The organism is Streptomyces sp. Qhu_M48 (assembly GCF_051305195.1).
GTDB lineage: Bacteria > Actinomycetota > Actinomycetes > Streptomycetales > Streptomycetaceae > Streptomyces.
This window is the reverse complement of the sequence record NZ_CP195432.1, coordinates 5,979,345-5,992,883: the sequence shown is the minus strand read 5'-3', so window position 1 is coordinate 5,992,883 and position 13,539 is coordinate 5,979,345. Positions and strand designations below refer to the sequence as shown.

The 13,539-nt window shown below is 72.2% G+C and carries 12 protein-coding genes; 8 read left to right on the top strand and 4 right to left on the bottom strand.

Translation table 11 applies throughout. The features are described from left to right. A complete protein-coding gene (locus tag ACRRSS_RS26850) occupies nt 1–606 on the top strand; it encodes a YdbC family protein (RefSeq protein WP_435973671.1) in 606 nt (201 codons plus the stop codon). Nucleotides 607–702: 96 nt separating this feature from the next. Here the strand turns inward: ACRRSS_RS26850 and ACRRSS_RS26845 are convergent, their stop codons facing one another. Beyond that, entirely contained in the window at nt 703–1,332 is a 630-nt protein-coding gene (locus ACRRSS_RS26845; RefSeq protein WP_435973670.1) for a TetR/AcrR family transcriptional regulator, read from the bottom strand. Nucleotides 1,333–1,401: 69 nt separating this feature from the next. Here ACRRSS_RS26845 and ACRRSS_RS26840 point away from each other — a divergent pair, with 69 nt between their 5' ends. From ACRRSS_RS26840 to ACRRSS_RS26830, 3 genes are read left to right on the top strand one after another with little or no spacing between them, the layout of a single operon-like run. Beyond that, entirely contained in the window at nt 1,402–3,060 is a 1,659-nt protein-coding gene (locus tag ACRRSS_RS26840) for an ABC-F family ATP-binding cassette domain-containing protein (RefSeq protein ID WP_435973669.1), read from the top strand. 9 nt (nt 3,061–3,069) lie between these two features. Beyond that, on the top strand, nt 3,070–3,729 hold the full coding sequence (locus ACRRSS_RS26835) for a histidine phosphatase family protein (RefSeq protein ID WP_435973668.1): 660 nt from the start codon (nt 3,070–3,072) through the stop codon (nt 3,727–3,729). Nucleotides 3,730–3,741: 12 nt separating this feature from the next. Continuing rightward, nucleotides 3,742–4,650: an ADP-ribosylglycohydrolase family protein gene (locus ACRRSS_RS26830; protein WP_435973667.1), complete on the top strand. Its 909-nt coding sequence runs from the start codon at nt 3,742–3,744 to the stop codon at nt 4,648–4,650. A 117-nt stretch (nt 4,651–4,767) separates the two neighbouring features. Here ACRRSS_RS26830 and ACRRSS_RS26825 read toward each other — a convergent pair whose 3' ends face one another. After that, nucleotides 4,768–6,321 carry an MFS transporter gene (locus ACRRSS_RS26825; RefSeq protein ID WP_435973666.1) on the bottom strand — a complete coding sequence of 518 codons (1,554 nt, stop codon included), beginning with the start codon at nt 6,319–6,321 and terminating at the stop codon, nt 4,768–4,770. Nucleotides 6,322–6,454: 133 nt separating this feature from the next. On the opposite strand from ACRRSS_RS26825, the gene ACRRSS_RS26820 reads away from it, so the two are divergent. The 3 genes from ACRRSS_RS26820 (at nt 6,455) to ACRRSS_RS26810 (ending at nt 8,657) form a co-directional block, all read left to right on the top strand. After that, nucleotides 6,455–7,072 carry a TetR/AcrR family transcriptional regulator gene (locus ACRRSS_RS26820; RefSeq protein ID WP_435973665.1) on the top strand — a complete coding sequence of 206 codons (618 nt, stop codon included), beginning with the start codon at nt 6,455–6,457 and terminating at the stop codon, nt 7,070–7,072. Nucleotides 7,073–7,201: 129 nt separating this feature from the next. Further along, entirely contained in the window at nt 7,202–7,912 is a 711-nt protein-coding gene (locus ACRRSS_RS26815; protein WP_351902092.1) for a ribonuclease HII, read from the top strand. A gap of 106 nt (nt 7,913–8,018) precedes the next feature. Then, nucleotides 8,019–8,657, top strand: a complete 639-nt coding sequence (locus ACRRSS_RS26810) for a hypothetical protein (RefSeq protein ID WP_435973664.1) — start codon at nt 8,019–8,021, stop codon at nt 8,655–8,657. Nucleotides 8,658–8,737: 80 nt separating this feature from the next. On the opposite strand, the gene ACRRSS_RS26805 is transcribed toward ACRRSS_RS26810, so the two are convergent. Further along, nucleotides 8,738–9,367 (bottom strand): hypothetical protein, encoded by a 630-nt coding sequence (locus ACRRSS_RS26805; protein WP_435973663.1) that lies wholly within the window; start codon nt 9,365–9,367, stop codon nt 8,738–8,740. Nucleotides 9,368–9,595: 228 nt separating this feature from the next. Beyond that, complete coding sequence (locus tag ACRRSS_RS26800; protein ID WP_435973662.1) at nt 9,596–11,779, bottom strand: RecQ family ATP-dependent DNA helicase; 2,184 nt, start codon at nt 11,777–11,779, stop codon at nt 9,596–9,598. A gap of 142 nt (nt 11,780–11,921) precedes the next feature. Between ACRRSS_RS26800 and ACRRSS_RS26795 the strand changes: the two genes are divergently transcribed. Next, nucleotides 11,922–13,439, top strand: coding sequence for a DUF4192 domain-containing protein (locus tag ACRRSS_RS26795; RefSeq protein WP_435973661.1), 1,518 nt, complete (start codon nt 11,922–11,924; stop codon nt 13,437–13,439). The last annotated feature ends 100 nt before the right edge of the window (nt 13,440–13,539 follow it).

The following is a 13,539-nucleotide window of genomic DNA, read 5'->3' as shown; positions in this document are numbered from 1 at the left end:
GTGCTGGTCAAGTGGATTCGCTGCACCGTGACGGACCGTCGAGGGTTCGAGCGGGGACAGCGGAAATGGGCGGGGCTGCTCGGTGAGCCGGGGTTCCGGGGGCAGGGCGGTGGGTGGAGCCGGATTCGGCCGGACGTCGCCCATGTCTTCGCGTTCTGGGAGAGCCGGGCTTTCTACGACTCCTTCATGGCCCGCTCCCACGACCGGCTGGCGGCCTCGCAGATGGGCACGTTCAAGGACGCCCAGGTCAAGCTGTTCGACCACCGCTTCGACGTGAAGACGGGATTCGAGCCGCGGTTCTCCGACGCCGACGTGGCGCGGGTCGCGCACTGCCGTGTCCATGAGGACCGCGCCGAGCACTTCGCCCTCATGCAGGAGAAGGTGTGGAACCCGGCGATGGCGGGGTCCCCCGGCATGCTTCGGGGCCTTTTCGGAGAGGCGCCCGGCAGCGAGTTCCTGGTGCTTTCGATGTGGCAGTCCACCGCGGAGCACGGAAAGTACCGGGCGGAGCGCATCGAGCGGCTCGGGCTGCGGGCCAGGACCGCGGCCGATGTGGCGGCTCTGGCCGGGGACGTGGTGCAGCTCGACTCGGCCTGGACGGTCTGAGCGGGAAGAGCCCGGCCGGCCTGGACGAACCCGGGGGTGGGCCAGGCCATGCCGACGGTCGGGCAGGCCCAGGCGGGAATGACGGTCTGAGCAGGCCTAAGCGGGGACGAACGCGCCCGCGTCGACCCCTGCGAGGACCACGCGTGCCGCCTGGTCGGCGAGCGTGCCGTCGATCGGTTCGCGGGTGACGAAGAGCCGGAGGAACAGGGGCGCCGAGACCGCGCGCACGACCGCGGCCGCGTCCGTGCCCGCCGGCGCTTCGCCGCGGGCGACGGCCCGGGTGACCACGTCCTCGCAGCGGCGGAATCGCTCCTCGTAGAAGCCGTGCAGCGCTTCGGCGGCCCGCGGCGACTGGAAGGCCGCGCCGACGAACGCGGTCGGCGCGACCGCGGCGGCGGGATCGCCGAAGGCCTCGACCACCTCGTGCGCGAGCGCGCGCAGATCTTCGGAGAGGCTGCCGTTGTCCGGCGGTGCCCAGGCGTCCTCACCCGCCAGGTCGAGCGCGTCGGCGAGAAGGCCTTCCACGCTGCCCCAGCGACGGTAGAGCGTCGTCTTGTGGACGCCCGAGTGCTCCGCCACGTATTCCACGGTCAGGGCCGGGTAGCCGTGCTCGGACAGGCCGGTCAGGACCGCGTCGCGGACGGCCGCCCGGGTGCGGGCGGTGCGCCCGCCGGGGCGCGCGCTGCCGGGTGCCGGGGCGGGAAGCTCCTCGATCGAGTCATTCAATTGCTACTCCCGTTGCGTTAGAGGGTCGAGTCTGCCACACTCTCCTTAACGCAATCCCAGTTGCGTTTGATGACTCTTCCCGAGGAGGCGCCCTTGCCCACTCAGATCTCCGTGCACGACGTCGTCGTGGCCCGTGGTGAACGACTGCTGCTCGACCAGGTCTCGCTCTCCGTCCGCCCCGGGGAGCGGATCGGGATCGTGGGGGAGAACGGAGCGGGCAAGTCGACCCTGTTGCGCCTCCTCGCGGGGGTCGAGCAGCCCGACGAGGGGAGGGTCGTCACCGTCACCGACGGCGGCGTGCGGATGCTCGCGCAGACCCCCGAACTGCCGCCGGACGCCACCGTGGGGGACGCCGTCGGCGCCGCGCTCGCCGAGCTCCGCGCCATGGAACGGCGTCTGCGCGAACTGGAAGCCGGACTCGGGACGGCGCGCGAAGACGCGCTTGACGCGTACGGCGACCTCCTCACCACCTATGAGCTGCGCGGCGGGTACGAGGCGGACGCCCGGGTCGACAAGGCGCTGCACGTGCTCGGACTCGCGAACACCGGTCGCGAGCGCCGGCTGGGCAGCCTCTCCGGTGGCGAGCTCGCCCGCCTCGGCATCGCCTGCGCCGTCGCGGCCGGGCCCGAGGTGCTCCTGCTCGACGAACCCACCAACCACCTCGACGCGCAGGCGCTCGACTGGCTGGAGGAATCCCTCCTCGCGCATCGCGGCACCGTGGTGGCCGTCTCGCACGACCGGACCTTCCTCGAGCGGGTCACGACCGCGATCGTCGAGGTCGACGCCGACCGGCGTGCGCTCGTGCGGTACGGAGACGGATACGCCGGCTACCGGGCGGCGCGGGAGGCCGCCAGGCGACGCTGGGAGGAGGCATACGAGGAGTGGCGCGAGGAGACGGCGCGGCTGGAGGCGTACGCGTCGACCACGGCCCGCGGTGTCGCACCCGGCAGGGAGATGAAGGACAACAACAAGATGGCGTTCGACCGGGCGGCGGGACGTGTCCAGGCCTCCGTCTCCGGTCGCGTCCGCAACGCCCGCGAGCGGCTGAGACGCCTCCGCGGAGAGCCCGTGCCCCAGCCGCCGCCGCCCCTCTCCTTCACCGCCCGCCCCCAGGCCTGTGCCGCCGGGGGAGCGCTCGTCACCCTGACCGGGGTGCGGGTCGCGGACCGCCTCGCCGTCGGCTCGCTCACAGTCGGTGCGGGGGAGCGACTGCTCGTGCACGGTGGAAACGGCGCGGGGAAGACGACGCTCCTGCGTGTCCTCGCCGGAATCGTCCGACCTGACGCGGGGGAGGTCCGGCGCACCGGACGGATCGCGTACCTGGCCCAGGACGTCACCGTCCGGCGCCCGGAGGAACGGCTGCTCGCCTGCTTCGGGCGAGGGCTCGGCCTTCCCGAGGACGAGCGGGCCGAACTCCTCCTTTCGTACGGACTGTTCCGCCCGGCCGACCTGAACGTTCCGGTCGGAGGTCTCTCCGCCGGCCAGCTCCGTCGGCTGGCGCTCGCCCGGCTGCTGGCCCGGCCCGCCGACCTCCTCCTGCTCGACGAGCCGGGCAACCACCTGGCCCCGGGGCTCGTCGAGGAACTGGAAGCAGCCCTGGAACAGTGGAAGGGGGCCCTCGTGGTGGTCTCGCACGACCGTGCGCTGCGCCGCCGCTTCACCGGACACATACGCCGGATGGACTCCGGGCGCCTCCTCGGTCGAGCCTCCCCGGGACCGGCGATCTAGGGTCGGGGTATGGCACGACCGCGGCGCATCGTTCTCGTACGGCACGGAGAGTCCGAGGGCAATGCCGATGACACGGTGTACGAACGGGAGCCCGACCATGCCCTGCGGCTCACGGAGACCGGCTTGCGGCAGGCGGAGGAGACGGGGGAGCGGCTGCGGGAGCTCTTCGGGGACGAGGCGGTCAGCGTCTACGTCTCGCCGTACCGCCGCACGCACGAGACCCTCCGAGCCTTCCGGCTGCGCCCGGAGCGGGTCCGGGTGCGGGAGGAGCCCCGCCTGCGGGAGCAGGACTGGGGCAACTGGCAGGAGAGGGAGGACGTACGTCTGCAGAAGGCCTACCGGGACGCGTACGGGCACTTCTTCTACCGCTTCGCCCAGGGGGAGTCGGGGGCGGACGTCTACGACCGGGTCGGGGCGTTCCTGGAGAGCCTGTACCGCAGTTTCGAGGCGCCGGACCATCCGCCCAACGTGCTGCTGGTCACCCACGGCCTGACCATGCGCCTGTTCTGCATGCGCTGGTTCCACTGGTCGGTCGCGGATTTCGAGTCGCTCTCCAACCCCGGCAACGCGGAAACGCGCGTGCTGCAGCTCGACGATGACGGGCGATACCGTCTGGACAGGCCGTTCGAACGCTGGCGTACCCCGGAACCGTACGGCCCCACCGGATAGAGTGGCAGACCGATGACCGCTGACTCCTCATTCGACCGGCGCTTCGACCGCGCCCTGGCCAGCCTGCGCGGGCTGTCCGTGGGAGACGCCCTGGGCTCCCAGTTCTTCGTACCCGCCAACTACCCACTGCTGAAGCGGCGCGAGCTGCCCGACGGCCCCTGGCAGTGGACCGACGACACCGAGATGGCCTGCTCCGTCCTGGCCGTCCTCGCCCGGCACGAACGGATCGACCAGGACGCCCTGGCCATGTCCTTCGCCCAGCACCACGACTTCGACCGGGGCTACGGCCCCGCGGTCAACCGGATGCTCCGCCTCATCCGGGAAGGGGGCGACTGGCGGGAGCTGGCCGCCGCGCTCTTCCAGGGCCAGGGATCCTGGGGCAACGGCGCCGCGATGCGGATCGCCCCCCTCGGGGCCTGGTACGCCGATGACCCGGAGCAGGCGACGCACCAGGCCGAGATCTCCGCGTACACGACCCACCAGCACCGTGAAGCCGTGGTGGGCGCCATGGCCGTCGCCGCCGCGGCCGCGCTGGCCGCCGACCCCGCGGGACCGCCCACGCCCGAGGCGCTGCTCGACGGGGTCGTCGCCCTGGTGCCGCGCAGCGCGGTCGGGGCAGGACTGCGCCGGGCCCGCGACATGCTCGACTACGGCGACGCGGGCACGGTCGCCGCAGTGCTAGGCAGCGGCCGGCGGACCAGTGCGCACGACACGGTGCCGTTCGCCCTCTGGTCGGCGGCCCGAGGCCTCGGTGACTTCGAGCGGGTGTTCTGGACGACCGCGCAGGTCGGTGGCGACGTCGACACGACCTGCGCCATCGCCGGGGGCGTGGTCGCCGCCGCGACGACCGGTGCACCGCCGGCCGACTGGCTCGGGCGGACCGAAGACCTGCCGGAGTGGGTCCCGGCGACGACGGCCTGAGACGACACGATGGCCCCTGAACCCCCGGAAGGGGATCAGGGGCCATCGGTGCGCTCAGTCGGCCGTCCCGGCCATCGGAGCGCACGGTCCTCGCGTGGTCCGGACCGCCGGCGGTGCTCAGGCCATCGGTCCGGCGGCCTCGGCACGGCCGCTGAGCGCTTCCAGGTCGCTCTTGCGGACCCGGATCACCAGGACGGCCGTGACCAGTGCGATCAGCACCATCCCGACGGCGGCCGTGAAGGCCGAGGAGATGCCCGACGTCAGCACCTCGTGGCCCCAGGGCGCCGGCAGCTCCTTCGTCTTCAGGGCCTCGGCCTGCTGCTCGGGCGTCGAGTGCGCGAGGAAGTCCGGCAACTGCTTCTCGCCCTCCTCCCGGCTGGCGGTGCCGAAGACCGTGACCAGGATCGACAGGCCGAGCGAACCGCCGATCTGCTGGGTGGCGTTCAGCAGACCCGACGCGGCGCCCGCCTCGTGCTGGGCCACCCCGGAGACGGCTGTGAGCGTGAGCGTCACGAAGTTGAGGCCCATGCCGAAGCCGAACAGGACCATCGGACCGAGGACACCGCTCGCATAGGTGCTGCCCGAGTCGATGAAGGTCAGCCAGAGGAGACCGGTACCCGTGATCGCCGCGCCGCTCACCATGAACGGCTTGGGGCCGAGGACCGGCAGCAGCCGCTGCGCGAGCCCCGCGCCGACGCCGATCGCGACCGTCACGGGCAGGAAGGCGAGCCCGGACTGGATCGGGCTGTAGCCCAGGACGTCCTGGACCCACAGCACGATGAAGAAGAACATGCCGAACATGGCGGCCGACAGGCTCAGCATGATGACGTACGTGCCCGAGCGGTTGCGGTCCGCGAACATCCGGAGCGGGGTGATCGGCTCCTTGGCGCGCGACTCCACGATGCCGAAGGCCGCCAGCAGGATCACCGCCGACACGAAGGAACCGATGGTCAGCGCGTCTTCCCAGCCCTTCTCGGAGGCCCGGATGAAGCCGTAGACCAGGGCCGCCATACCGAGCGTCGAGGTCGTGGCGCCCGCGATGTCGAACCGACCGGGGTGACGCTCGGACTCCGCGATGTAGCGCGGGGCCAGGAAGGCGATCAGCAGGCCGATCGGCACGTTGACGAAGAGGACCCAGCGCCAGTCCAGCCACTCCGTGAGCGCGCCGCCGGCGAGCAGGCCGATCGCGCCACCGCCGGCGGAGACGGCGGCGAACACGCCGAAGGCCCGGTTGCGCTCCGGTCCTTCGGGGAACGTCGTGGTGATCAGCGCGAGCGAGGTGGGCGAGGCGATCGCGCCGCCGACACCCTGCAGGGCCCGCGCCGCGAGCAGGTGCCAGGGCTCCTGTGCGAAGCCTCCGAGCAGCGAGGCGAAGGTGAAGAGCAGGATGCCCGCCATGAACACACGGCGGCGCCCGAGGATGTCCCCGGCCCGTCCGCCGAGGAGCAGCAGACCGCCGAAGGTGAGCGTGTAGGCGCTGAGCACCCACGACAGGTCGGTGGTCGAGAAGGAGAGCGCGTCCTGGATGTGCGGCAGCCCGATGTTCACGATGGTGGCGTCGAGGACGACCATCAGCTGGCAGGCGGCGATCACGGTCAAGGCGATACCCGGCCGACCTCCGGCGCGAGCAGGCCCGTCCTTGGTCTGTGTGTCCACCGGAGAAGTTGTCACTATGGATCCCCCACGGAAGAATTAGTGAACGCACCCGTTCACTGTCCACCACGGTAGTGAGTCCCCCTCAGTGAACGCAACCGTTCACTGAGCGCTGCCGACGACATGAGATCGCCTCAACGGAGAGATCCTGATGGTTACTTCACGCTCCGCGGCCGCCGCCCGGCCGGAAGGCGTGTCGCTGCGACGCCGCGGCCCCGTGCTCGAACGGGCCATCCTGGAGGCCGCGCTGGAGCAGCTGGGAAGGGTCGGCTGGAACGGCCTGACGATGGAGGGTGTCGCGATCGGCGCGCAGACGGGTAAAGCCGCGGTGTACCGGCGCTGGCCGTCGAAGGAAGACCTCGTCGCCGACGCCCTCCAGGCCGGACTGCCGACGCTCGACGAGGCGCCGGACCTCGGCGGCGTGCGGGAGGACCTGTACGAGCTCTGCCGACGGGTCCGGGACGTCATGTACTCCAAGCCCGGCTTCGCCCTGCGTGCGGTGCTTCACGAATGCGATGCCGACTCCGCCGAGCGGTTCCACGGCCTGATCGTCACGGGAGTGGTCGAGCCCTCGGCCCGGCTCTTCCGGGACGTTATGCGCCGTGGAATCGCAAGGGGCGAAGTGCGGGCCGACGCCATCGACGACCTGGTGGTCGACGTCATTCCCGCCATGATGATGTACCGCTCCAAAGTGTGCGCGAGTGAATGGCAGGATGCCGAGCTCGCCGAACTCATCGACCGGATCATGGTGCCCCTGCTGCGCGTCTGAGACGGAGGGGCGGCCCCCAGGGAGGGCGCCCGCGGTGCCCGGGGCACCCTGCCCGCGATGTCCCCTCGGGCGCCCGGGGGGAATCCGGGTACCGCACTCCGCACCAGGCGGCGTAACCTGTCAGGCGCCATGCCGTACGAACCACCCACCCACACCGTCGAGCGATCGCTCCGAGCCACCACCGGAGCCAAGATCGTCGCTGGAGTCGACGAGGTCGGACGCGGGGCGTGGGCCGGCCCGGTCACCGTGTGCGCGGCCGTCACCGGTCTGCGCCGGGCCCCCGAAGGCCTCACCGACTCCAAGTTGCTCACCCCCAAGCGTCGTACCGCGCTCGCCGCGGAGCTGGAGGGGTGGGTCACGGCGTACGCGCTCGGCGACGCCTCCCCACAGGAGATAGACGAGCTCGGAATGACCGCGGCGCTGCGGCTCGCGGCGGTCCGGGCCCTCGAAGGTCTTCCCGTACGGCCCGACGCGGTGATCCTCGACGGCAAGCACGACTACCTCGGCAGCCCCTGGCAGGTGCGTACGGTGATCAAGGGCGACCAGTCCTGCATCGCCGTGGCCGCCGCCTCCGTCATCGCCAAGGTCCGGCGGGACACGGTCATGGCGGAGCTGGGGATCGGGGCCGGGGAGTACACGGCCTACGCCTTCGGCGCCAACGCGGGCTACCCTTCGCCGGTCCACAAAGCGGCGCTCGAAGAGCTGGGGCCCACCCCGCACCACCGTCTCTCCTGGTCGTACCTGGACGCGATGCCCAGGTGGCGCCACCTCAAAAAGGTCCGCCTCTCCGCCGAGGCGGCCGCGCTGGAAAGCGGGGGCCAACTCGGCTTCGACTTCTGAACTTCCGGTCGAGGGGCCCTGCCGACGGGGCTCCCACACGGCCGGGGTGCACATGCGTGCCCACCCGCCGGTGCCTAGCGCAGCGGCATTTGATAGACATCCACTCATGCCTCTCATCCCCGAGGAGCCTCAGATTCACGAGAGCGCCCAGGGTCCCCGCGCCACCGCGGCCGCCGGCCGCCCCGCGTCGACCCCCCGTCCCGTACCCGGCCCGCGTACCGCGGCCACCCCGCGTCCCGGACGCCCTGTACCCGGCCCGGCCAGGCCTGCCGCACCGGCGCAGCGCCCGCACCCCGGTGCCGGGCAGTCTCCGGCGAACAGCCCGGAGAATCGTTCCGATCAGCGATCCGCGCCGCAGCTCCAGCTGATCCCGGCCGCCGTCGACGGCGCGCTCGACGCCGCCGAAGAGGCCCTGGACCTGCTTCTGGAGAACGGCCGGGCGCCGGGCGAGGTCCTGGTGCTCACCACCGGCGACCCCCACCCGTGGGCCACGCACGAACTGTCCTTCGGCGAGGCCGCCTACTGGGCCCAGCAGGACACCGGTGACGATGTCTTCTTCGCGCACGCCGCCGCCGTGGAGCGGGCCGCCACCCGCCCCGTGGTGATCGTCGCCCTCAACAGCGGAGACGACGAGACGGCCGCCAAGGCCCTGCCGACGGCGATGGCCCGCGCGAGCGCGCTGCTCGTCGTCTGCGGTGACCCGCAGCGCGTCACGACGCTCTTTGGAGCAGGCGCCGGCGTCTGACCGACGGCCCCTCCGCCGGACCGAACCGGGTCCGGCGGGGGCCGACGTCGTTCACGCGATCAGCGATCAGCGATCAGCGATCAGCGGGCGGCGGCCCGGCGCAGGGGCTCGGCGGCGCCGCTCGCGGTTCGCGGTGTGAGCAGGCCGAGTTCGGCGGGCCCGTCGCCGAGTGGCAGCGGGATCGAGTCGGAACTCGGCCGACGGCCGCCCCGGCCCTCGCCGAGCACCTGCCAGCCGCCGCGGGTCAGCGTGATGTACGCGCCGCAGCGGAGCCCGTGCAGGGTGCAGGCGTCCCGGAGCCCCCACATCCAGGCCCCGTCCTCCTCCGTCCAGCGCTCGTCGCCCTCCCGGCAGTACAGGAGGACCGCGGTCCGTACGGGCGTGCGCCTTCGGAGGTCGTGCGGGATGACCCGCCGCAGGTGCGCGAGCAGAGCGTTGCGGAACTCCCAGCCGTCCGCGGGCGTGGGGCGCCGGACGAACGATGCGCTGGCGGCGAGTCGTTCCTCGTGGTCCAGGATCGCCAGGACCGCCGTCGAGGGCGTGGGTGTGTGACGTGAGTGGAGGCCGCTGACGACCTCACGCGGATTGCGCAGCAGGGGGATCCCCGCCGCTGACCACTCGGCAGGTTCGAGTATCCGAGCGAGGCGGTTGGCGGACTCGGACGAAGATCTGGGCGAGGTGGCTGTGGGCAGAGCGAATCCGAGGGTCACGGTCCTCCCTTCGGATACGCGCCCGCGAGGCGGGCAAGGTCGGGTGAGGGCGCACCACGGCACAGTCCTTCCGGACCGCTGACGGGCCGTGCGAGGCGGTTTCCCAATTCTTGCTGGCCCGTGCGCGAGCGGCAACGAGCAATTGAGGCCGCTGACGGGAATGCGTTGGTATGCCACTCATATCCCTGCCCAGTTGCCCATTGTTCACTCCCCGTTTCCCCTCCTGTTTCACCCTTGGACGGCAAGCACCAGCGGAAACACCCCTTCCGCTCCGGCCCGCCGCAGCAGCCGCGCCGCCACCGCCAACGTCCAGCCGCTGTCGGACAGATCGTCCACCAGGAGAACCGGACCGCCCGCCGCGGCCAGCCGCTCGGCCAGCTCGGCGGAGACCGTCAGGGTGCGCTGCAGCCCGACCACCCGCTGGGCACTGTTGGTCCGGGACAGCCGCAGTTCGTCCGCATCGGGGCCGTACTCCACCGCGCCCAGCAGGGGCATCCTGCCGATCTCGGCGATCCGTTGGCCCAGCGAACCCACCAGGCGCGGCCTGCGGTGCGAGGCGACCGTGACCACGCCGACGGGACGGGCGGGCGCGTCCGGCGACCCGGAGGCCCAACCCCCGGGCCCCTTGGCCCAGTCACCGAGGACATGCACCACCGCCTGCACGACATCGTCCGGAACGGGACCGTCCGCAGCGGTGTCGGCCAGCAGCGGACGCAGCCGATTGCCCCAGCCGATGTCCGAGAGCCGCCCCAGGGCCCGGCCGCCGAACGCCTGCTCGGCGGCGGGGATACGCCCCTTCAGGTCGACCCCGACAGCGGCGAGCCCCGTCGGCCACATCTTCCGGGGCTCGACCTCCACGCCCGGCCGGCCCAACTCGCCCTTGGCCGCGTCCAGAGCCGCGTCGGACACCTTGGGATCGAACCGGCCCCCCGCGCAGTTGTCACAGCGACCGCACGGGGCGGCCTCCTCGTCGTCCAGCTGGCGCCGCAGGAACTCCATCCGGCACCCCGTCGTCGACGCGTAGTCACGCATCGCCTGCTGCTCGGTGGCCCGCTGCCGGGCCACCCACGCGTACCGCTCGGTGTCATACGCCCAGGGCCGGCCGGTGCTCTCCCAGCCGCCCTTCACCCGCTTCACCGCGCCATCCACGTCGAGGACCTTGAGCATCGTCTCCAGCCTGGTCCTGCGCAGCTCCACCAAGGGTTCCAGGGCGGGCAGGGACAGCGGGCGGCCGGCCTGCGCGAGCACGTCGATCGTGCGGCGCACCTGCTCCTCGGGCGGGAACGCGACCGAGGCGAAGTAGCGCCAGATCGCCTCGTCCTCCTGCCCGGGCAGCAGCAGCACCTCCGCGTGTTCCACGCCTCGCCCGGCGCGGCCGACCTGCTGGTAGTAGGCGATCGGGGAGGAGGGTGACCCGAGGTGCACCACGAACCCCAGGTCCGGCTTGTCGAAGCCCATGCCGAGGGCCGAGGTCGCCACCAGTGCCTTGACCCGGTTGGCCTGGAGATCGTCCTCCGCCTGCTGCCGGTCGGCGTTCTCCGTGCGGCCCGTGTAGGAGGAGACCGTGTGTCCGCACTGGCGCAGGTAGGCCGTGACCTCGTCGGCCGCCGCGACGGTCAGTGTGTAGATGATCCCGGAGCCGGGCAGTTCGCCGAGGTGATCGGCCAGCCAGGCCAGCCGATGGGCCGCGTCCGGAAGCCTGACCACGCCCAGGCTCAGGCTCTCCCGGTCCAGCGGCCCGCGCAGCACCAGGGCGTCCGTGCCGGCGCCCGTACCGAGCTGCTCGGCCACGTCCGCCGTCACCCGGGCGTTCGCCGTCGCGGTGGTCGCGAGCACCGGTACCCCGGACGGCAGGTCGGCCAGCATCGTGCGCAACCTGCGGTAGTCGGGCCGGAAGTCGTGTCCCCAGTCCGAGATGCAGTGCGCCTCGTCGACCACGAGCAGCCCGGTGGCAGCCGCGAGGCGGGGGAGTACCTGGTCGCGGAAGTCGGGATTGTTGAGCCGCTCGGGGCTCACCAGGAGCACGTCCACCTCGCCGGCGGACACCTCCTCCTGGACGGTCTCCCACTCCTCCGTGTTCGAGGAATTGATCGTCCGGGCGCGGATGCCCGCCCGGGCAGCCGCCTCCACCTGGTTGCGCATCAGGGCGAGAAGGGGGGAGACGATCACGGTCGGACCACTGCCGCGCTCGCGGAGCAGCGAGGTCGCCACGAAGTACACGGCCGACTTGCCCCAGCCGGTCCGCTGCACGACCAGGGCCCTGCGTCCGTCCGCGACCAGGGCCTCGATGGCCCGCCACTGGTCCTCGCGCAGTCTCGCCCTGCCGGTCGGGTCCGAGACGAGACGGGCCAGCACGGCATCGGCGGCGGTCCGCAGGGCGGCGCGGTCTTCCAAGGGGTCTGCGTGGGTCATGCCTCCATGCAACCCGATGCCTCGGACATCGCGCGAATGAGACGCCGGACCTGTGGACAACTCGACGGGTGGACGGATGCCGCGTTCCGGGAGTTATCCACAGGGGTTTCGGATTTCGGGAGATCACGAGAACGTCCTGACCATGAACGCGAACCACCACGAATCCAGCGGACCCACCCGTACCCAGCAGATCACCCTGCGAGGCCCGGCGGAACTGGCCGACGCCCTGCCGTTCATGCTGGGCTTCCACCCCACCGACTCCGTCGTCCTGGCCGCCCTGCACGGTGAGCACGGCCGCTTCGGCGGCCGGGTCAGGCTCGGCATTCCGCGCTCGCCCCGTGAATGGGCGTCCACCGCCGATCACCTCGCCGAATGCCTGATCGAGGGAGGTGCGAGGAGCGGCACCCGGCCGGACGGCATCGTCGTCTTCCTGTGCCAGGACCCGGCAGCCGGGGAGACGGGCCGCAGCGTCATGGAGCGCCTGCGCCCCTTCGCCCAGCGCCTCCGCACCGCCTGCGGCGCACTCGACATCCCTGTCTACGAGGCCCTCTGCATCTCCGACGGTCTCTACTTCTCCTACTGCTGCCCCGACGCACGCTGTTGTCCGCCCGACGGCACCCCGCTCGCCCTCAGCGGTACGTCGGTGATGGCGGCGGCAGCGGCCTACGCCGGAGTCCAGGTACGGGGATCCCTGCGGGACATGGAGGGCCGGTTCAAGCCGTCCGGAGGACCCCGGGAGGAGGAACAGCGTGCGGCACTGGACGCGACCTCCGCGTCGATCGTCCCCCGGATCCTCGAGGACGCCGAGGGCCAGGAGCGGCAGGACGTGCGCGAGACGACCGTGCGACTCGCCCGGGAGATCCTCCGCCGGTTCGCCAACCCGCAGCACCCGCAGCACCCGCAGCACCCGCAGAACCCGGAGAACCCGGAGAGCCCGGAGAGCCGGCAGCACCCGCAGAACCCGAGGGTCCAGGAGAGCTCGACTGCCCCGACCGTCCCGGCTGCCCCGGCCGGTCGGGCGGTCCCGGTGGGCGCGGGGAGGGCCGTCGTGTGGACGGCCGAGGGCGACGCGGCCGATGACGCGCTCGTCGGGACCGACGAAGCGGCCGCGCTGATCATCGGTCTCCAGGACCGCGTCACGCGTGACCGCGCCGCCGAATGGATGGAGGGCTGGGAGGGCACGGCGGCCCTGCGGCTCTGGCGCGTGCTGGCCCGGCGCTGCGTCACCCCCTACCAGGAGCACGCCGCCGCGCCCCTCACCCTCGCGGGCTGGACGGCCTGGTCCACGGGCGACGAGCCCACCGCCCGGGTCGCCCTCGGACTCGCACTCGACGCCGACCCCGAGTACGTCTTCGCCCAGCTGCTGCACCAGGCGTGCAACGAAGGGCTCGACCCCGAGTCGCTCCGCTCCTGCCTGAGGAGCGAGCGGGACAGCCGAGTGGCCTCGGAGCAGGACGCCGCTGCCTCTTCCCGGCGGGTCCGGATGCGCACCGCCCGCCCGCAGGGCACGCGGCAGACCCTGCGTGACCCCGGCCGCCGGCCCGGCGGAGGCGAGCGCCGGCCGACGGCCGGGGTGCGGCCCGGTGGGCCCGCCACGGGCAAGCCGGGGAAGGGCGCTCCGAGGCACGGCGGGCAGCGCGGCAGCAGGAGTGGCCGATGACGAGCGTGACCCGGCCGCCCGCAGGCGCGTTCAGCTCTCTGGCGGAGTCGTCCGAACCGTCCCGCCGTCACTTCGCCGGCCGCCCGGTTCGCACAGAGAG